Source organism: Kosakonia sp. R1.Fl, from assembly GCF_023516815.1.
Taxonomy (GTDB): Bacteria; Pseudomonadota; Gammaproteobacteria; order Enterobacterales; family Enterobacteriaceae; genus Kosakonia.
In genome coordinates this window covers 2,408,671-2,428,724 of sequence record NZ_JAMGSQ010000001.1, presented here as the reverse complement: position 1 = coordinate 2,428,724, position 20,054 = coordinate 2,408,671, and the positions used below count along the sequence as shown (strand labels likewise).

19 protein-coding genes are annotated in these 20,054 nt (G+C 58.0%); 9 read left to right on the top strand and 10 right to left on the bottom strand.

Annotated features, from left to right (window positions below; translation table 11 throughout):
* Positions 1-19: 19 nt before the first annotated feature.
* The 5 genes from pncC to mltB form a co-directional block, all read right to left on the bottom strand.
* A complete protein-coding gene (gene pncC / locus M8Q36_RS11245; RefSeq protein WP_200552544.1) occupies positions 20-517 on the bottom strand; it encodes a nicotinamide-nucleotide amidase in 498 nt (165 codons plus the stop codon).
* A 136-nt stretch (positions 518-653) separates the two neighbouring features.
* Positions 654-1,532 (bottom strand): metal ABC transporter substrate-binding protein, encoded by an 879-nt coding sequence (locus M8Q36_RS11240; RefSeq protein ID WP_249882758.1) that lies wholly within the window; start codon positions 1,530-1,532, stop codon positions 654-656.
* 12 nt (positions 1,533-1,544) lie between these two features.
* Positions 1,545-2,408 (bottom strand): metal ABC transporter permease, encoded by an 864-nt coding sequence (locus tag M8Q36_RS11235; protein WP_249880923.1) that lies wholly within the window; start codon positions 2,406-2,408, stop codon positions 1,545-1,547.
* Positions 2,405-3,079, bottom strand: a complete 675-nt coding sequence (locus M8Q36_RS11230; RefSeq protein WP_249880922.1) for a metal ABC transporter ATP-binding protein — start codon at positions 3,077-3,079, stop codon at positions 2,405-2,407. The genes M8Q36_RS11235 and M8Q36_RS11230 overlap by 4 nt, the downstream gene beginning before the upstream one ends.
* 227 nt (positions 3,080-3,306) lie before the next feature.
* Positions 3,307-4,389 carry a lytic murein transglycosylase B gene (gene mltB / locus M8Q36_RS11225; RefSeq protein ID WP_020454928.1) on the bottom strand — a complete coding sequence of 361 codons (1,083 nt, stop codon included), beginning with the start codon at positions 4,387-4,389 and terminating at the stop codon, positions 3,307-3,309.
* Positions 4,390-4,661: 272 nt separating this feature from the next.
* Here mltB and srlA point away from each other — a divergent pair, with 272 nt between their 5' ends.
* From srlA to gutQ, 7 genes are all read left to right on the top strand, one after another.
* The gene (srlA, locus tag M8Q36_RS11220) at positions 4,662-5,222 is read left to right on the top strand and encodes a PTS glucitol/sorbitol transporter subunit IIC (RefSeq protein ID WP_045510963.1); all 561 of its coding nucleotides are present in this window, start codon (positions 4,662-4,664) and stop codon (positions 5,220-5,222) included.
* Entirely contained in the window at positions 5,219-6,184 is a 966-nt protein-coding gene (srlE, locus tag M8Q36_RS11215; protein WP_020454930.1) for a PTS glucitol/sorbitol transporter subunit IIB, read from the top strand. Before srlA ends, srlE begins: the two co-directional genes overlap by 4 nt.
* A 10-nt stretch (positions 6,185-6,194) precedes the next feature.
* Positions 6,195-6,557 carry a PTS glucitol/sorbitol transporter subunit IIA gene (srlB, locus tag M8Q36_RS11210; protein WP_160268937.1) on the top strand — a complete coding sequence of 121 codons (363 nt, stop codon included), beginning with the start codon at positions 6,195-6,197 and terminating at the stop codon, positions 6,555-6,557.
* Positions 6,558-6,574: 17 nt separating this feature from the next.
* On the top strand, positions 6,575-7,354 hold the full coding sequence (srlD, locus tag M8Q36_RS11205) for a sorbitol-6-phosphate dehydrogenase (RefSeq protein ID WP_017459304.1): 780 nt from the start codon (positions 6,575-6,577) through the stop codon (positions 7,352-7,354).
* A gap of 47 nt (positions 7,355-7,401) precedes the next feature.
* The gene (gene gutM / locus M8Q36_RS11200) at positions 7,402-7,758 is read left to right on the top strand and encodes a transcriptional regulator GutM (protein WP_249880921.1); all 357 of its coding nucleotides are present in this window, start codon (positions 7,402-7,404) and stop codon (positions 7,756-7,758) included.
* A 70-nt stretch (positions 7,759-7,828) separates the two neighbouring features.
* Positions 7,829-8,602, top strand: coding sequence for a glucitol operon DNA-binding transcriptional repressor SrlR (gene srlR / locus M8Q36_RS11195; RefSeq protein ID WP_065370234.1), 774 nt, complete (start codon positions 7,829-7,831; stop codon positions 8,600-8,602).
* Positions 8,595-9,560 carry an arabinose-5-phosphate isomerase GutQ gene (gutQ, locus tag M8Q36_RS11190; RefSeq protein ID WP_097407345.1) on the top strand — a complete coding sequence of 322 codons (966 nt, stop codon included), beginning with the start codon at positions 8,595-8,597 and terminating at the stop codon, positions 9,558-9,560. The genes srlR and gutQ overlap by 8 nt, the downstream gene beginning before the upstream one ends.
* A gap of 79 nt (positions 9,561-9,639) precedes the next feature.
* Here the strand turns inward: gutQ and norR are convergent, their stop codons facing one another.
* The gene (gene norR, locus M8Q36_RS11185; protein WP_249880920.1) at positions 9,640-11,154 is read right to left on the bottom strand and encodes a nitric oxide reductase transcriptional regulator NorR; all 1,515 of its coding nucleotides are present in this window, start codon (positions 11,152-11,154) and stop codon (positions 9,640-9,642) included.
* A 183-nt stretch (positions 11,155-11,337) separates the two neighbouring features.
* Here norR and norV point away from each other — a divergent pair, with 183 nt between their 5' ends.
* Both norV and norW read left to right on the top strand, forming a co-directional pair.
* Entirely contained in the window at positions 11,338-12,789 is a 1,452-nt protein-coding gene (gene norV, locus M8Q36_RS11180; protein ID WP_249880919.1) for an anaerobic nitric oxide reductase flavorubredoxin, read from the top strand.
* The gene (gene norW, locus M8Q36_RS11175) at positions 12,786-13,919 is read left to right on the top strand and encodes an NADH:flavorubredoxin reductase NorW (protein ID WP_249880918.1); all 1,134 of its coding nucleotides are present in this window, start codon (positions 12,786-12,788) and stop codon (positions 13,917-13,919) included. Before norV ends, norW begins: the two co-directional genes overlap by 4 nt.
* Here norW and hypF read toward each other — a convergent pair.
* The 4 genes from hypF to M8Q36_RS11155 all read right to left on the bottom strand — a co-directional run bounded on the left by hypF (position 13,900) and on the right by M8Q36_RS11155 (position 20,024).
* Positions 13,900-16,158 (bottom strand): carbamoyltransferase HypF, encoded by a 2,259-nt coding sequence (hypF, locus tag M8Q36_RS11170; RefSeq protein WP_249880917.1) that lies wholly within the window; start codon positions 16,156-16,158, stop codon positions 13,900-13,902. The genes norW and hypF overlap by 20 nt on opposite strands.
* The gene (gene fdhF / locus M8Q36_RS11165) at positions 16,142-18,292 is read right to left on the bottom strand and encodes a formate dehydrogenase subunit alpha (RefSeq protein ID WP_249880916.1); all 2,151 of its coding nucleotides are present in this window, start codon (positions 18,290-18,292) and stop codon (positions 16,142-16,144) included. The genes hypF and fdhF overlap by 17 nt, the downstream gene beginning before the upstream one ends.
* 36 nt (positions 18,293-18,328) lie before the next feature.
* Positions 18,329-18,874: an electron transport protein HydN gene (gene hydN / locus M8Q36_RS11160; protein ID WP_020454941.1), complete on the bottom strand. Its 546-nt coding sequence runs from the start codon at positions 18,872-18,874 to the stop codon at positions 18,329-18,331.
* Positions 18,875-19,010: 136 nt separating this feature from the next.
* Positions 19,011-20,024 carry a LacI family DNA-binding transcriptional regulator gene (locus M8Q36_RS11155; protein WP_249880915.1) on the bottom strand — a complete coding sequence of 338 codons (1,014 nt, stop codon included), beginning with the start codon at positions 20,022-20,024 and terminating at the stop codon, positions 19,011-19,013.
* Positions 20,025-20,054 lie beyond the last annotated feature (30 nt).

Below are 20,054 nucleotides of genomic sequence, written 5' to 3'. Positions count from 1 at the left end.
ACTGTATGGTCATACAGTATCAAGCATTTTGTAGAAAATGTTGCCAAAGGGTTTGCAGGGCATAGGCGGTGGCCTGTCTGCGCACCGCTTCACGATCGCCGGAGAAGCATTCACGCCGCGTAATCCCTTCCCCGCTGACGCTGGCAATGCCAAACCAAACCGTGCCAACCGGCTTCTCATCGCTGCCGCCATCTGGCCCGGCGATGCCGCTAATGGAAATCGCATAATCGGCACGCGCCGCTTTCAGCGCACCAATCGCCATCTCGACCACCACCTGCTCGCTGACCGCGCCGTGCGCATCCAGCGTGGCGGGCTGCACGCCAATCATTTGGGCTTTCGCTTCATTACTGTAGGTAACAAACCCGCGTTCAAACCAGGCGGAACTGCCAGCGATATCGGTTACCACCTTCGCCACCCAGCCGCCGGTACAGGATTCTGCCGTCGTCAGCGTCGCGCCGCGCGCCTTCAGCGCCAGCCCGATGCGTTCGCTGAGCTGCATTAATTCATTGTCCGTCATGATGGCTCCCGTGCGTCTAAAAACTGTGGCGGAAAAGATACCACTTTCCGCGAAAAGATGGGGACGGGATAGCGAATTTACGAGGAGGCTTCCGAAAAAAGGCCAGCGAGCGCCGGCCTGCGTAGCTTATTGCCCGTTACTTCATGCTGTTATAGATAGTGTCGACGTTATGACGAAAGGCTTTCTGATAGGTATCTGCCACCCCGCCTTTGGCGCTTAACGCTTCCGGATAAAGCTCGCCACCCGGTTGCGCGCCGGTTGCGCTGGCGATCTGTTTCACCAGCCGTGGATCCAGTTGGTTTTCCATAAACCACACTTTCACGCCATCGGCTTTGATCTGTTTGATCAGCGAAGCAACCTGCGCAGCGCTGGCTTCACTTTCAGAAGAGATGCCTTGCGGCGCCATGAAATCAACGCCGTAAGCGCGAGCAAAGTAGCCAAACGCGTCGTGGCTGGTCAGCACTTTGCGTTTCGCCTGTGGCACCGCGCTGAAGCGCTCTTTCGCCCAGCTATCCAGTTTAGTTAACTGGTCGATATAACGCTGACCAGAGGCATTTAACGCGGCTTCGTCAGCCGGATCGGCTTTCACCAACGCGGCAAGAATATTTTTCGCATACAGCGCACCATTCGCCGCACTGTTCCAGGCGTGGGGATCGGTCACCGTTGCGCCATCTTCTTCCAGCGTATGCGTTGTAACGCCGGTTGATGCGACGACAAGCTGGCCTTTAAAGCCAGAGGCTTTCACCAGACGATCTAACCAGCCTTCCAGCCCCAGGCCGTTCACCACCACCACGTCAGCGCTGTTAAGCAGTGCGCTGTCTTTCGCCGACGGTTCAAAGGTGTGCGGATCGCCATCCGGTCCCACCAGCGTCGTCACCTTGACGTGATCGCCGCCGACTTGCCGGGTGATATCGCCCAGAATCGAGAAGCTGGCGACCACATTTACTGTTTTTGCCATTGCGCCCTGCGCCACCAGGCCGAGCGCCAGCGACAGAATAAGCCCTGTCCGTTTCATCATTTCCCCTTGCTACGTTAAAAGTGCGCGCAGGCTGTGAGCCAGCCCACTGCGCGTGCCGAATAAAATGGAAAAAAAGAAAATAATACTGGCGGTCAGCACAATCGCCGGTCCGGCGGGCAACCCCGCCATCCACGACAGGCTTAACCCAAGCCAGGCGCACAGCGCGCCAATGCTGGCCGCAAGCCATAATAATCCCGGTAATGTCCGCGCCCAGCAGCGCGCCGCCACGGCGGGGAGCATCATCACGCCTACGGCCATTAATGTGCCGAGCACCTGAAACCCGGCCACCAGGTTAAGCACCAGTAACGCCAGAAACACCCCGTGCAGCAAACCCGGCGCGCGCGGCGAGTTAACCTGCAAAAACGCGCTGTCGAACGCTTCACTGACCATGCCGCGATAGCAAAACGCCAGCACCAGCAGCGTCAGGCTGGCCACACCCGCGACAAACAGCGCCGAGTCGCGATCGACCGCAAGAATCGAGCCAAACAGCAGATGCAGCAGATCGACACTGGAGCCGCGCAGCGAAACCAGCGTGACGCCGAGCGCCAGCGACCCGAGGTAGAAACCGGCGAAGCTGGCGTCCTCTTTCAGCGGCGTGCGGCGGCTTACCCAGCCTGCCACCAGCGCGACGGTGATACCTGCGATAAAACCGCCGATACTCATCGCCAGCAGCGACATGCCGCTCAGCAAATAACCCACCGCCACGCCAGGCAGAATGGCGTGCGACAGCGCATCGCCCATCAGGCTCATGCGCCGCAGCAGCAAAAAAACGCCCAGCGCCGTGGTACTGATGGAGAGCGCCAGACACACCACCAGTGCGCGGCGCATAAAGCCAAACTCGATAAACGGCTGGAAAAAGAGATGCCAGATCATGCGCTGCACGCCTCATCTTTTGTCGCGAAATGCGCTGTCGTGCCCCACTGCGCCACGCGTTCGTCGAGGCGTAACGTTTGCGGGAAATAGCGAGACACGCGCTCGCTATCGTGCAGCACGGCAATAATGGTTTGCCCGCCACGATGCATGTCCACAATCTGCTCCATCAACAGTTGCGATGTGGCTTCATCAATACCGGTGAACGGCTCGTCGAGCATCACCAGCGGCGCGTTCTGCACCCAGACGCGGGCAAACAACATGCGCTGAAACTGCCCGCCGGAGAGCGTATCAATCGTCTCGCGCGCCATTGCTGTCAGCCCAACGCGCTCCAGCCCCTGAGCGATTCGGCTACGGGCATCGCGGTTCAACCCGCGAAACAACGAAACGCGCGGCCAGCAGCCCATACTCACCACGTCCTGCACGGTGAGCGGAAATTGAGATTCCAGCGCGTGGCGCTGCGCCAGCCAGCCGATGACGGGCCGCGCCGGTTGCCAGCGCAAAACGCCGCTCACCGGCGGTAAAAATCCGGCCAGCGTTTTTAACAGGGTCGATTTACCGCAGCCGTTCGCGCCAACAATCGCCGTCATACTGCCGCGCGCCAGCGTGCCGCACAGCGCCGGCGTGATCGCGAGGCGATCGTAGCCTGCGACCAGGTGGTCAAGTTCAATCATGGCAGCGCAACCGCCCAGCCAGTCAGGAGCCAAAGCACCGCTAATAGTGCGGCAGCCAGCACGAAACGGATCGTGCCGGAAAGGGAAAACAGCGTTACGGGAATCATTCACATACCTCATATGTTATAACGTAACAATAATCAGTATGAATGATTAAGTAAATCGCTATGCGTAACGGGAGTGCATCGAAATGTTTCAGATTCCCCTCCCGCAGGAGGGGAGAGGGATCAGCGAACGCGCGCCAGTGAAACCGCCTGGCCGAGCTGCCAGACCGCCATCGCGTAATGCGTGCTGTGGTTATAGCGGGTAATGGTGAAGAAGTTCGGTAGACCGTACCAGTACTCATAGCCGGTGCCCACATCAAGGCGCAGCAGGCTCGCCTGTTGGTGCGCGCCCAGCGGTTGTTGCGGTGTTAAACCCGCCGCCGCCAGTTGCCCGACGCTGTAATTGGTTTTAAAGCCATTTTCCAGCCCCGGTGCCTGGCCGTTGGCCGGAACCGCCACGATATCGCCCTTCACCCAGCCGTGCTGTTTGAAGTAGTTCGCCACGCTGCCAATGGCATCCACCGGATCCCACAGGTTGATATGCCCGTCGCCGTTGAAATCGACGGCGTACTGCTTGTACGAAGAGGGCATAAACTGACCATAACCCATTGCGCCAGCGAAAGAACCTTTCAGTTCGAGCGGATCATCACTTTCATCACGCGCCATCAGCAGGAAAGTTTCGAGTTCACTGGCGAAATACTCCGCGCGGCGCGGGTACGCGAAGGCCAGCGTCGCTAACCCGTCGAGAATACGCGTTTTGCCCATCACGCGGCCCCAGCGGGTTTCCACGCCGATGATGCCAACGATAATTTCCGGCGGCACACCGTAAACCATCCACGCGCGGTTAAGCGCGTCTTCATACTGATTCCAGAACGCCACGCCATTTTGCACGTTGTCCGGGGTGATGAACTGCTTGCGATAGCGCAGCCAGGCGCCGTTCGGCCCGGTGGGTCCCGCTGTCGTCGGCGCTTGCTTATCCATCAGGCGCAACACGTAGTCCAGGCGTTTGGCCTGCGAGAGAATTTCATGCAGTTGCTGGCGGTCAAAACCGTGCTTACTGACCATCATATTGATGAACTGCTCCGCCGCCGGGTTATTGGCAAAGTCACCGCCGGTCATCAGAACATTGTGCTGCGGCTCAAGCAGAAAACCGCCGGAAGGCGCGGGCGACGCGGTTTGCGGGGTTTCAGCGAGCGGGGGTTTACTGCTACAGGCACAGAGCACAACAAACGCAGGCAGCAATGCTGCGTAACAACGCTTCAACATGGGACTTCCATTTTAAACGAATCAGCCAGGAGCAAGTATGGTAAAGCATCTGGCTACCGACAAGGAAGCGCCGTAACGCCTGCGCACGCGATCTCACTTCACTTTTTCACCTTCCATTACGCGTTCATTTAATTCCGCTCACTCTCGCTAAAACTTTCACAATGATCATTTTTTCTTTCATAACGAGACCTAAATAACACATTTCAACCTTTCATAATGATTATGATAGTGCACGGTTAAACAACAAAACGACAACCCTACAGGAGAGAACAATGGAAACCATTACGCATGGTGCCGAATGGTTCATCGGGCTGTTTCAGAAAGGCGGCGAAGTGTTTACCGGCATGGTGACCGGTATTTTGCCTCTGCTGATAAGCCTGCTGGTTATCATGAACGCACTGATTAACTTTATTGGCCAACACCGGATCGAAAAATTTGCCCAGCGCTGCGCGGGCAATCCCCTTGCCCGCTATTTGCTGCTGCCCTGCATCGGCACGTTTGTCTTCTGCAACCCCATGACACTGAGTCTCGGTCGCTTTATGCCAGAAAAGTACAAACCCAGTTATTACGCTGCCGCGTCCTACAGTTGCCACTCAATGAATGGCCTGTTTCCGCATATCAACCCCGGCGAGCTGTTTGTCTATCTGGGGATCGCCAACGGTCTGACAACACTGGGCTTGCCGCTCGGCCCGCTGGCGGTGAGCTACCTGCTGGTCGGGCTGGTGACCAACTTCTTCCGCGGCTGGGTTACCGACCTGACTACTTCCATTTTCGAGAAGAAAATGGGCATTCAACTTGAACAAAAAGTCCAACTCGCTGGAGCAACATCATGACGCGCATAGTGATTGAAAAAGGCACCGGCGGCTGGGGCGGCCCGCTGGAAATCGACGCCAGCACTGAGAAGAAAATCGTCTATATCACCGCAGGCACCCGCCCGGCGATCGTCGATAAGCTGGCGCAACTCACCGGCTGGCAGGCGGTTGACGGCTTTAAAGAGGGCGAGCCGCCAGCAGAGGAGATTGGCGTTGCGGTGATCGACTGCGGCGGTACGCTGCGCTGTGGTATCTATCCGAAACGCCGCATCCCGACGGTGAATATCCACGCGACAGGGAAATCCGGCCCGCTGGCGCAGTACATCCTGGAAGATATCTACGTTTCCGGAGTGAAAGAGGACAATATCCATCTGCACGGTGACGCGCCAACCGCCGCACCCAAACGCCCGGTCGCGAAGGATTACGACACCAGCAAAAAAATCACCGAGCAGAGCGATGGCCTGCTGGCAAAAGTCGGCATGGGCATGGGTTCGGCGGTCGCGGTGCTGTTTCAGGCCGGGCGCGACACCATCGACACGGTGCTGAAAACTATTCTGCCGTTTATGGCCTTCGTCTCGGCGCTCATCGGCATCATCATGGCCTCCGGGCTTGGCGACTGGATTGCCCACGGCCTCGCGCCGCTTGCCAGCCATCCGCTCGGGCTGGTCACGCTGGCGCTTATCTGCTCCTTCCCGCTGCTGTCACCCTTCCTCGGCCCAGGGGCGGTGATTGCCCAGGTCATTGGCGTGCTGATTGGCGTACAGATCGGCCTCGGCAATATCCCGCCGCATCTCGCCCTGCCCGCGCTGTTCGCCATCAACGCCCAGGCGGCGTGCGACTTCATCCCGGTGGGCTTGTCGCTGGCGGAAGCGCGTCAGGATACCGTGCGCGTCGGTGTCCCCTCCGTACTGGTCAGCCGTTTTTTAACCGGTGCGCCAACGGTGCTGGTCGCCTGGTTTGTCTCCGGTTTCATTTATCAATAAGGGTTGTTTTATGAGTGTGATTTATCAAACCACCATTACCCACATCGGTGAAAGCGCCCCGGACGCGCTGAGCGACAACATGCTGATCACCTTCCGCGAAGGCGCGCCTGCGGATGTCGCCGAGTTCTGTTTTATCCATAACCACGGTGCGCTTTCGGGCGCGCTGTTACCCGGCGCGCAGTTTGAACTAGGCGATCGTCGCTACCCGGTCACCGCCGTCGGCGATGTCGCCGAGCAGAATCTGCGTGAACTGGGGCATATCACCCTGCGTTTCGATGGGCAAACGCAGGCGGAATACCCCGGAACGGTACACGTCGCAGGCCCGGTGCCGGACGATATCGCCCCCGGCTGCATTTTGAAATTTGTCGCTTAAGTCGTAAGGAGAAGAGTATGAAACAGGTTGCCGTTGTCATTGGTGGAGGACAAACCCTTGGGGCGTTCCTTAGCCGTGGGCTTGCCGCAGAAGGTTACCGCGTGGCGGTAGTGGATATTCAAAGTGATAAAGCGGCAAATGTCGCCCAGGAGATCAACAGCGAGTTTGGCGAAGGGATGGCCTACGGCTTTGGCGCGGACGCCACCAGCGAGCACAGCGTACTGGCGCTGGCGCGCGGCGTGGATGAGATTTTTGGTCGAGCGGATTTGCTGGTCTACAGCGCAGGCATTGCCAAAGCGGCGTTTATCAGCGACTTTGCGCTCGGTGATTTCGACCGTTCCTTGCAGGTGAACCTGGTGGGCTATTTCCTCTGCGCACGTGAGTTCGCGAAGTTGATGATTCGCGACGGCATTCAGGGGCGCATCATCCAGATCAACTCCAAATCCGGCAAAGTGGGCAGCAAGCACAACTCGGGCTATAGCGCAGCGAAGTTCGGCGGCGTGGGGCTGACCCAATCACTGGCGCTGGATCTAGCGGAGTACGGCATTACTGTGCATTCGCTGATGCTGGGTAACCTGCTGAAATCGCCGATGTTCCAGTCACTTATCCCGCAATATGCCAGCAAACTGGGCATTGCGGCGGATGAAGTTGAGCAATATTACATCGACAAAGTGCCGCTCAAGCGCGGCTGCGACTACCAGGATGTGCTGAACGTGCTGATGTTTTATGCCAGCCCTAAAGCCTCTTACTGCACCGGCCAGTCGATTAATGTCACCGGCGGCCAGGTGATGTTCTGATCTGCGTGGCCCTCCGCGCGGGGGGCCAGATTTAAAAGGAGATCGCTATGGTTTCAGCCTTGATCACCGTTGCCGCCATCGCCTGGCTTTGCCAGATGGCGCTTGGCGGCTGGCAAATCCGCCAGTTTAACAAAGCGTTTGATACGCTGTGCCAGCGCGGGCGCGTCGGCGTTGGGCGCTCCGGCGGGCGTTTCAAACCGCGCGTGGTGCTGGCCGTCGCGTTTGATCAACAAGACCGCGTGACCGACACCCTGTTAATGCGCGGCCTCACCGTTTTTGCCCGACCAACCAAAATCGACCACTTAATGGGGATAAAAAGAGAGGAATTAGAGCCCGATGTGATCTTTCCCCATGATCCTGGCTGTCAGAATGCTCTATCATTAGCGCTTAAAATGAAACATTGATAATTTCGTTGTGAACGCTAATAGCTTGCGAAATTATCATTTCGCAACGTAACGCAGGATATCAGCGCCTATGAAACCACGTCAGCGTCAGGCGGCTATTCTTGAGCATCTGCAAAAGCAGGGAAAGTGTTCTGTTGAAGAGCTGTCAGCTTACTTCGACACCACAGGGACAACCATACGTAAAGATCTCGTCGCGCTGGAACATTCCGGCGCGGTGATCCGCACTTATGGCGGCGTGGTGCTCAACAAAGATGAAGCCGATCCCCCGATTGATCACAAGACGCTTATCAACACCGTGCAAAAAGGGCTGATTGCCGAAACGGCAGTGACCTACATCCACGACGGCGATTCGATCATCCTTGATGCGGGCAGTACGGTGCTGCAAATGGTACCGCTGCTCAGCCACTTCAATAACATCACGGTGATGACCAACAGTTTGCATATCGTTAATGCCCTATCTGAGCTGGATAACGAGCAAACGATCCTGATGCCGGGCGGCACTTTCCGTAAGAAATCGGCCTCGTTCCACGGCCAACTGGCGGAAAACGCCTTTGAGCATTTCAGCTTCGATAAGCTGTTTATGGGCACCGACGGCATCGATCTGAATGCAGGCGTTACCACTTTTAACGAGGTATTCACCGTCAGCAAAGCGATGTGCAACGCCGCGCGGGAAGTGATCCTGATGGCAGACTCCTCCAAATTTGGCCGTAAAAGCCCGAACGTGGTTTGTAGCCTGGAGAGCGTGGATAAACTGATCACCGATTCGGGGATCGCCGCCGACGTGCGCGCCGCGCTGGAAGCCAAAGGTGTCGAAGTGATCATTGCCGGAGAAAAACATGAGTGAGTCATTAATTAACGCCGGACGGCAAACCCTGCTGCTGGAGCTTCAGGAAGCCAGCCGCCTGCCGGATCGTCTTGACGAGGCGTTTGTGCGCGCCGCTGAAACCGTGCTGAATTGCGAGGGAAAAATCATCGTCTCCGGCATCGGTAAATCCGGTCATATTGGCAAAAAGATTGCCGCGACGCTTGCCAGCACCGGCACACCGGCGTTTTTCGTCCATCCGGCGGAAGCGCTGCATGGCGATCTCGGCATGATTGAAAGCCGCGACGTGATGTTGTTTATCTCCTACTCCGGTTCGGCAAAAGAGCTGGATCTGATCCTGCCGCGCCTTGAAGAGAAATCCGTCGCGCTGCTGGCGATGACCGGCAAACCACGCTCCCCGCTAGCGCTCGCCGCGCGGGCGGTGCTGGATATCTCGGTTGAACGCGAAGCCTGCCCCATGCACCTGGCTCCTACTTCCAGCACCGTCAACACGCTGATGATGGGCGACGCGCTGGCGATGGCGGTGATGCAAGCGCGCGGGTTTGATGAAGAGGATTTTGCCCGCTCTCACCCGGCAGGCGCACTTGGCGCGCGGTTGCTCAATAAAGTGCACCATCTGATGCGCAAAGAGGAGCAGATCCCGCAGGTGCAGCTTACCACCAGCGTGATGGACGCGATGCTGGAACTGAGCCGCACCGGTTTGGGTCTGGTAGCGGTCTGCGACAACCAGCGCCATGTAAAAGGGGTATTTACCGATGGCGATCTTCGTCGCTGGCTGGTCTCAGGTGGGGCGCTAACCGCGCAGGTCGATAAAGCGATGACGCCCGGCGGCATCACGCTGGAGGCAGGCAGCCGCGCCGTGGACGCCAAAGAGCGCTTAATGCAGCGCAAAATTGCCGCCGCCCCGGTGGTGGATGACGCCGGTTTACTGGTCGGCGCCATCAACCTGCAAGATTTCTACCAGGCCGGCATTCTTTAACGCTTCAGCCTCAGACGTTTCGCCAGCCGGTGCAGGCTGGCGACGTCACGTTCCACCATCGCAGGCAGGCAGTCATCTTTTAACGCTTCAGCCCCAGGCGTTTCGCCAGCCGGTGCAGGTTGGCGACATCCATCTCCAGACAGCGCGCGCAGGCCGCCCAGTTACCGCCCTGCTCTTCCAGCGTGCGGGTAATAAATGCGCGCTGAAAATCCTCCGTCGCATCGCGCAGATTTTGCTCCACGGGCAGCGGCGTCACCGCAGCGGAGGGGGCCGCCGGTTCATCGCTAAGCGCAAAATGGCGCGCTTCCAGCACCACGTCATCACGGTTACGCGTACCGCGCGCCAGCACCACTGCGCGGTGAATGGCGTGCTCCAGCTCGCGCACATTGCCCGGCCAGCCATAACTCAGCAAATGCGCCCGCGCGCCGGGGCTTAGTGCCACTCTCCCCAGCCCCAGCCGCAAACGGCACTGCTCGCAGAAGTAGCCCGCCAGTAAAACAACATCTTCCCCGCGCTCACGCAGCGGCGGTACAGAAAGCGGAAACACGCTCAACCGATGGTAGAGATCGGCGCGAAAACGCCCGGCCAGCACCTCTTCGCGCAAGTCGCGGTTGGTGGCGGCCAACACGCGCACATTCACACGCAGGCTGCGGTCATCACCGACACGCTGAATATCGCCGTACTGCAGGACGCGCAGCAGCTTCGCCTGCAACGACAGCGACAACTCGCCAATCTCATCGAGAAACAGCGTGCCGTTATCCGCCATCTCGAACTTGCCACTGCGGTTGCTGATAGCGCCGGTAAACGCGCCTTTGACATGGCCGAACAGCTCGCTCTCCGCCACGCTTTCCGGCAGCGCGGCACAGTTGAGATAGACCAGCGGACTGATGGCGCGCGGTGAACCTTCATGAATCGCTTTCGCCACCAGCTCTTTGCCGGTGCCGGTTTCACCGCTGATCAACACGTTCAGATCGGAAGCGGCAACGATATCGATCTCTTTTTTTAGCTGCTCCATGCCCGCCGACAGACCAATCATTTCGCTGCGCGCCACCTGTTCGAACGCCGCCGGTGCGCCGGGCAGCATATTCTGGCTCTCCAGTTGCTCTATCAGCAGCGCGTTGTTCAGCGCGCCTGCCGCCAGCGCAGCAATCAACCGCAGCTCTTCATCGCTAAAGGTATCGAACTGATCCGGCGACATGCCATCAAGCGTCAGCGCGCCAATCAGGTTTTGCCCGGCGAACAGCGGCAGCCCAACGCAGGCGTGCACTTTCAGGCTCTCCTGACCGGGGATCAGCCCATCGTAGGGATCGGGCAAATCGCTGTCGGCGGGAAAACGCACGACATCGCCCGCGCGAGCGATCGCCTCCAGCCGTGGGTGGCCTTCCAGCGTAAAGCGCCTGCCCAGCACATCCTGCGCCAGCCCGTCGATGGCCAGTGGAATAAACTGCCGCGCGTCGTAGCGCAGCAGCGCCGAAGCATCACACTCCAGCACCTGGCGCAGGGTGGTGATCAGCCGCTGGAAACGGTCCGCATGACCGATACCGCTTTGCAGTTCTATGGCGATCCCCGCCAGGACATTCAGCGAAAAACTCATACCTACCTCACTGTCGTTTTGACAATGCATAGTGTCATATTGACTGTATTAGTCATAGTCATATTGACAATTTATTTTTTCGAAAGATCATTAAAATTCTTTTATATCAATCAAATAAAAACCTGGCACGCAACTTGATATTAGCCATATATCGAATTGAGAAAACTGCACAGGACAACTGATATGGCTATTCATGTAAAAAACAACATTCACTGGGTTGGACAGCGTGACTGGGAAGTTCGCGACTTTCACGGCACCGAATATAAAACCCTGCGCGGCAGCAGCTACAACAGCTATCTGATCCGCGAAGGCAAAAACGTGCTGATCGATACCGTCGATCATAAATTTAGCCGTGAGTTCGTGCAGAACCTGCGCAGCGAAATCGATCTGCAGATGATCGACTACATTGTTATCAACCATGCGGAGGAAGATCACGCCGGTGCGCTGACCGAGCTGATGTCGTATATCCCGAACACGCCGATTTACTGTACCAATAACGCCATCGACTCGATTAACGGCCATCATCACCACCCTGAATGGAATTTCAACGTGGTGAAAACCGGCGACACGCTGGATATCGGCAACGGCAAACAGCTTATTTTTGTCGAAACGCCGATGCTGCACTGGCCGGACAGCATGATGACCTACCTGACCGGCGATGCGGTGCTGTTCAGTAATGACGCTTTTGGTCAGCACTACTGCGATGAACGTCTGTTCAATGATGAAGTGGATCAAACGGAACTGTTTGAGCAGTGCCAGCGCTACTACGCCAACATCCTCACACCGTTCAGCCGCCTGGTGACGCCGAAAATTACCGAGATCCTCGGCTTCAACCTGCCAGTCGATATGATTGCCACTTCACACGGCGTGGTATGGCGCGATAACCCGACGCAAATTGTTGAGTTGTATCTGAAATGGGCGGCGGATTACCAGGAAGATCGCATCACCATTTTCTACGACACCATGTCCAACAACACCCGCATGATGGCTGACGCTATTGCGCAGGGCATTAACGAAGTCGACCCGCGCGTGGCGGTAAAAATCTTCAACGTCGCCCGCAGCGATAAAAACGACATTCTGACCAATGTGTTCCGCTCCAAAGGCGTGCTGGTCGGCACCTCGACGATGAACAACGTGATGATGCCGAAAATCGCCGGACTGGTCGAAGAGATAACCGGCCTGCGTTTTCGCAATAAACGCGCCAGCGCTTTTGGTTCCCACGGCTGGAGCGGCGGCGCGGTTGATCGTCTGTCGACCCGTTTACAGGATGCCGGATTTGAAATGTCGGTCAGCCTGAAAGCGAAGTGGCGACCGGATATCGACGCGCTGGAAGTCTGCCGCCAGCACGGGCGCGATATTGCCCGCCAGTGGGCGCTGTCGCCGTTGCCGGAGCCGGTAAACAGCCCAGCCGCCAGCGCACAAGAAACCTGCGCCTGCGCAGCGGCGGCAGCGGCCGATCTCGGCCCATCCATGCAGTGCAGTGTGTGCCAGTGGATTTATGATCCGGCAAAAGGTGAGCCGATGCAGGATGTCGAACCGGGTACGCCGTGGCGCGAAGTGCCGGACAATTTCCTCTGCCCGGAATGTTCCCTTGGCAAAGAGGTGTTTGACGAACTGGCAACGGAGGCAAAATGAGCGCAGGCATTGTGATTATCGGTTCGGGCTTCGCCGCCCGGACGCTGGTGAAAAACATCCGTAAACTGGACAGCGCCATACCGTTGACGCTGATTGCCGCCGACGGCATGGAAGAGTACAACAAGCCGGATCTCAGCCATGTGATTAGCCAGGCGCAGCGCGCCGAGGATCTGATTCGCCAGTCGGCGGGTGAGTTCGCCGAGCAATATAATCTGCGGCTGTTCCCGTACACGTTTGTCAGCGCCATCGATACGCAAGCGCGGGTGGTGAAAAGCGCCGACAAACAGTGGCAATACAACAAACTGGTGCTGGCGACCGGGGCAAAGGCCTTCGTCCCTCCGCTTCCTGGGCGCGAAAAAATGCTCACACTCAATAGTTTGCAGGAGTATCACGCCTGTGAAACCACCCTGCGCGATGCCAGCCGCGTGCTGATTGTGGGTGCCGGGCTGATTGGCTGCGAGCTGGCGATGGACTTTCGCCGCGCGGGCAAAACCGTGACCGTTCTTGATAACGCCGCCAGTATTCTGCCGTCGTTAATGCCGCCGGAAGTGAGTGGCCGCCTGCAACACTGCCTGACGGCGCTGGGCGTGCGCCTGCTGCTGCAATCGCGTTTAATGCAACTCGATGAGCATGAACAGGGGGTGCGTGCGCAACTGGATGACGATCGCTACATCGATGCGGATGTGGTCGTCGCCGCTACTGGTCTTGCGCCGCAGGTGTCGCTGGCGCAGAACGCCGGGCTGGAGGTTGGGCGCGGGATCGTGGTGAACGGCACGCTGCAAACCAGCAATCCGCACATCTTCGCACTCGGCGATTGCGCGCAGATCAACGGTCAGGTGCTGCCGTTCCTGCAACCGATCCAACTGAGCGCGATGACGCTGGCGAAAAACCTCACCGGCAACAGCACGCAACTGGTACTGCCCGCGATGCTGGTGAAGGTGAAAACGCTGCTGATGCCGCTGCATCTGGCCGGGGAAACGCACCGCACCGATCTGCGCTGGCACATTACCACCGGGGCCGACGGCATGGTGGCAAAAGGGCTGGACGCCGAGGATAAACTGCGCGCGTTCGTGGTCAGCGAAGACAGAATGAAAGAGGCGTTTGCCCTGCTTAAAGCGCTGGCGATATAGCCCGCGCTGCCGCTACCAGCCCCTGGCCGAAAGCAATGCCGCCATCACCGGCCGGGAGCTGGTGCGCAAACAGCAAAGTAAACTCCGCAAGATAGTGCTGTAAGCGTTTTTTCAGCAGGCGGTTATGCATTACGCCGCCGCTGAACGCCAGCACATGAATGCCACGCCGTGCCGCTTCCTGCCGCGCCAGTGCTGCCAGGCCCTGCGCCAGCGCATCATGGAATGCCCATGCGCGTTCGGCTGGTGTGGCCTGCCAGTTCAGCCAGCGTTGCCAGAACGCCGCCAAATCCAGCATGGTGCCACGCAGCGGCATCTGGACCGGATGTTCAACGGACGCAACGCTCGCCGCCAGTGCTTCCAGCTGGCAGGCCGCTTCACCTTCATAGCTCAGGTGCAGCGGCGCACAACCGAGTGCACAGGCAATGGCATCAAATAAGCGACCGCAGGATGAGGCTTTCGGCGCATTAACCCCGCGCTCAATTGCGCGCGCCAGCATCGGCCAGTTCTGCCGCTGGATATCGGCGGTTTCCGGGTAGCGCTGCCAGTCAGGAACAAACTCCAGCATCTGCGCCAGCAAGTTGCGCCACGGCTGCTGCGCGGCTAAATCCCCGCCGGCGAGCGCCACCGCCGGTAACCCGCCTACGTGCTCACACTCGCGGTAATTGACCCGCAGACATTCGCCGCCCCATAGCTCGCCGCCTTCGCCCATACCGATGCCATCAAGCGTTATTGCAATGACATCGCCGCCCTCCAGCGGCCAGCCGTGTTCACCAAGGCAGGCAGCGGCATGGGCGTGGTGATGGAGCACCGTCTGCACCGGCAGACCATAGCTGCTGGCCCACTGATGCGTGCGGTAACCCGGATGAGCGTCTACCACCACCTGCTCCGGGTGGAAGTCGTAAATATCCTGCATCAGGCGCAGCGCACTGCGCCACTGCGCTTCGACGCCTTCATCGGTGAGATCGCCAAAATGCTGACCCGGCACCGCGCTGTTACCGCGCAGCAGACAAAAGGTGTTTTTCAGATCCGCGCCCAGACAGAGCAGCGGCGGAAGATCGTTAAACCCTGGCGGCAGCGACATCGCATCCGGCACATAGCCGCGCGAACGGCGCAGCATCTCCCCGCTCGCGCGTACCACGGAATCATCCATGCGCTGGACAATATCGCGATTGTGCAGCAAAAAGCCGTCGGCGATCTCCGCCAGATCGCTTAACGCCTCGTCATTGCTGATTGCGGGCGGTTTGCCGCTGAAGTTGCCGGACGTCATCACCAGCGGGCGCTGTAATTCTTGCGCCAGCAGGTGTTGCAGCGGACTGGCAGGCAGCATGACGCCCACTTCATCAAGGCCGGGCGCAATGGCCTCGCACAGCCCGCTCAGGCACTCTTTTTCCACCAGCACAATCGGTGCGGCGGGTGTCGCAAGTAAACGCTGCGCCTGCGTCGTCACGCCGTCTGCGCCGGGTAACATCACCGCCAGCGGTTTTGCCGGGCGATGTTTTCGCGCGCGCAGGTGCATCACCGCCGCCAGGTTCGTTGCATCACAAGCGAGATGAAAACCACCAATGCCTTTTACCGCCACAACGCCGCCGCTTTTTAGCAGCGCGACAGCCGCCTGTAGCGCCGCTTCCCCATGTGCATGCTGTTCGCCGCTGCGCCATTCAAGCGCCGGGCCGCATTCATGGCATGCGACGGGCTGAGCGTGAAAACGCCGGTCCAGCGGATCGCGGTATTCGGCTTCGCAAACCGGGCACAACGGAAAACGTGCCATCGCGGTGTTAGGCCGGTCATAAGGCATAGCGTGAATAATGGTGAAGCGCGGCCCGCAGTGGGTGCAGTTAATAAATGGGTAGCGATAGCGGCGTTCAGAAGGGTCGTTCATCTCCGCCAGGCAAGCCGGACAGGTTGCCGCGTCGGGAACAATTTGGGTATTCATTGCGCCACCCGCGCTGTGGCGAATGGCGAAATCAAGCGGTAAAACGGACCAGCAAAACGGCGCGCTGGTTACCATATCAATGCGCGCCAGCGGCGGACACTGCTGCTGCAACAGGGCGAGAAATTCGCGCTCGTTACCGAGCAGGCGAATCTCCACACCCTGCGCATCATTACAGACATCGCCTTTCAGCCCGAGCTGTTGCGCCAGTTGCCAGACAAAGGGGCGGAAGCCCACCCCTTGTACTTTTCCGTACACGCGCAAACAGACACCGTTGCTGTTAGCCGTGTCATCATTGCATTGCTGCATTGAGCAATCGACTCTTCATCTGTTGATAAGTGCTCTGAGTGTACTCTTCGGCCCAGCGCTGATCGTTGATCGCACTCACCCGAACTGCGCAATATTTGGTCTCCGGCGTTTTTGAAATCGGATCCAGATTATCCTGCGTCAGTTCATTACACGCACCAATCCACCACTGATAAGTCATATACACGCTGCCGTGATTGACGCGCTCGCTGACATCCGCGCGGGTGATCACCTTGCCACGACGCGACTCAACCCACACCAGTTGACGATCCTGTACGCCCAGCGCCGCCGCATCGTCCGGGTTAATCTGCACAAATCCGGGTTCATCGGCGAGGGTTTGCAGCGCCGCACAGTTGCCGGTCATTGAACGACAAGAGTAGTGACCCACTTCGCGCACCGTGCAGAGCACCAGTGGGAACTCATCGTCCGGGCGTTCCGCTGGCGCACGCCACTGGGCAGCAAAAAGATGGCCTTTGCCGTCCGGCGTATCGAATTTGTTGTTCTGATACAGATATGGCGTGCCGGGGTGATCCAGCGTCGGGCAAGGCCACTGAACGTGCCCCATATCGCCCATTTTTTCGTAGGTCACACCGTAGAACAGCGGGCACAACTCGCGCAGCTCATCCCAGATTTGCTGGTTGTTGTCGTAGTGCATCGGGTAGCCCATTGCCGTGGCAATCAGGCTGATGATTTCCCAGTCGCGCTTGACGTTGTACTTCGGTTCGATGGCTTTTTCAAAACGCTGGAAACCGCGATCGGCGCAGGTAAACACGCCGCCATGCTCGCCCCAGGAGGTGGCGGGCAGCAGCACGTCGGCCTGCTCGGCGGTTTTGGTCATAAAGATGTCCTGCACCACTACGAAATCGAGCGCTTCAAAACCTTTACGCACCAGGCCTAAATCCGCTTCGGTCTGCAACGGATCTTCGCCCATGATGTAGTAGGCTTTCACTTTGCCTTCCAGCGCCAGGTGCGGCACTTCGGTAATGCGCACGCCCACTTTGTCGTCCATCACCTCGGGGTCGATGCCCCAGGCTTTGGCGAATTTAGCGCGTACTTCCGGGTTGACGACATCCTGATAACCAGGGAACTGGTTGGGGATCACGCCCATATCGCACGCGCCCTGCACGTTGTTTTGCCCGCGCACCGGGCCAACACCAACATGTTCACGACCAAGATTACCAGTGAGCAGCGCCAGGCTGGAGAGCCCTTTCACCACGTCCACCGCCTGGCCGAACTGCGTTACGCCCATGCCCCACATAATGGTGGCAGACGGCGCGGCGGCATAGGTGCGCATCGCCTGACGTACCTGTTTTGCCGGCACGCCGGTAATGTGTTCCACCGCTTCCGGCGCGTAATCTTTTACCGTTTCGCGGTACGCCTCAAGCCCGGTGGTAAAGCTGGCAACGTAATCTTTATCGTAGAGTTCTTCTTCGAGCAGCACATAACCAAAGGCGTTGACCAGCGCCATATTGCAGCCGTTATTCAGTTGCAGGTGCTGGTCGGCAATACGCGCGGTTTCGATGCGGCGCGGATCGCAAACAATGATTTTCGCCCCTTTCTGTTTAGCTTTGATCACCCGGCGCGCGACGATCGGGTGTGAATCAGCACAGTTATAACCAAATACCAGCAAACAACTGGAGTTTTCGATATCGCTGATGGAGTTACTCATCGCACCGTTGCCGAGCGTTTCCTGTAAACCCGCCACAGACGGGCCGTGGCAGACACGCGCGCAGCAGTCGACGTTGTTAGTGTTGAGCACGCCACGGGCAAATTTTTGCATAACATAGTTGGTTTCATTGCCGGTGCCGCGTGACGAGCCGGTAGTCATAATGGCGCGCGGGCCGTATTTCGCTTTGATGTCGCCAAGGCGTTTGGCGGTGTAGCGGATCGCTTCATCCCAGCTAACCGGCGTCAGTTTGCCGCCTTTTTCGTAGCGGATCATCGGCTGGGTCAGGCGCGGCGTCAGCAGTTTGGTGTCGTTGAGGAAATCCCAGCCGTAGTAACCTTTCAGGCACAGTTCGTTCTGGTTCGTGTGGCCGTTGGCCGCTTCCGCACGGATGATTTTTCCGTTATCGACGACCAGTTTCAGTTTGCAGCCAGCGCCGCAGTAAGGGCATACGCTCGTAATTTTTTTCATCAGTAACAGACCTGTTAAAAGTGAAATTCAGATTGTTTAGAACACCAGGGAAACGGCGCCATCCAGCGCGGCGCGACGACGTTTTTCCGCGCTCATCTGTTCCAGTAAGTTGCGATCGACACACACAAGCGCGTTGGTCGGGCAGGCCTGCATACAGGCGGGGCCGCTTTCGCGGTGGTGGCACAAATCACATTTGTTGGCTTCGGCTTTCTCGGCACGCACATTCAGGCCTGCGCCGCTGTGACGAATAACCGGGCGCACTACCACTTCCATCGCACCGTACGGGCATGCCACTACGCAGGTTTTGCAGCCAATGCAGCGCTCCTGCATCACATGCACAAACCCTTCGTCGCGGCTGATGGCGCCGTTCGGGCAAACATTCGCGCAGGGCGCATCTTCGCACTGACGGCATAATGTCGCCGTCGACACATTGACACCCTTGATGACATGAATACGCGGCAAAAACGTCTCCGGGGTGAGCGCCGCGCAATCCTGGTTTTCCTGATGAGATACCACGCAGGCGACCTCACAGGTGCGACAGCCGATGCATTTTGCAGCGTCAGCCATAATAAATCGGTTCATGAATTCCTCCGGTAAAAGGCGATATCCCGCCGGAGTATTCACAAAGTGTGCCAGAATTGTAATTAACTGTTATTAAAGGATATTTATAAAATCAGTGGGCTGTCATCGACAGAAGTGACGATGACAGCTGACGAGATCAGGCGTGCGGGCCATTAATAATGGAGTCGCGAGTGATGAGCTCGCCGGGAAAGGTTTGCTGGTAGTGAAAATCGCCGCCATCGAGCATAAAGATCAAGCGGTTAATTGTCTCTTTGATCATCTCCGTGACGGGAATTTTCACGCTGGAGAGCGCCGGCACGGTAAATGGCGCAATGGCGATATCATCAAACCCCACCACCGACACCTGCTGGGGTACCGCGAGCTGGCTTTGATGCAGCTGCTTTATCGCGCCGATAGCCATATCGTCATTGCTCGCCACCAGCGCGGTAAACGTCGCCTTGCGGGAAAGCAGCTCCGCCACGCCCTGCGCACCGCTGGCTGGCGTCCATTTCCCTTCGGCTATCAACTCATTACGCACATCGATCCCGTGCTGCACCAGCGCGTCTTTATAGCCCGATAAACGCTCAATACCGGTGGGCGAATCCAGCGAACCGGTAATAAACGCAATATCGCGGTGACCGCGGGAGATAAGCCGCGACACCACGCTCAGGCTGGAGGCTTTCTGATCAGAGTAAACGCAGTGGCTGGCGTGTTTACGCAACCGGCGGTTGAGCACCACGATGGGCTGCGAATGGTTGTCGATAATCTCATCGAGCTCATCCACGCTAAGAAAGCGCGGATAAATAATGATCGCGTCACAGCGCAAATCGAGCAGGTACTGGATCGCCTGGCGCTCCTCTTCGGCGCTGTGTTTGCCATCTGCCAGCAGTAATCGGCGGCCTTTATCTTCCGTCATGCGCGCGGCGTGGGAAAGCAGCTCGCTAAAGTAAACCCCGTGATAGAGGGTGTTGGTGACCACCAGCCCTAAGGTCTGGGTTTTGCTGGAAGCCAGGCTGCGCGCCAGCAAATTCGGACGATAACCGCTTTCGGTAATGGCCTGAAAGACGCGCGCTTTCGTCTCTTCGCCGACATACCCTTTGCCTGTCAGCACGCGGGAAACGGTGGCTTTCGACACGCCGGCCCGCTTTGCTACTTCCTGCATTGTCGCCATCGATCCTACCCCTGCAAAAATCGTGACCCG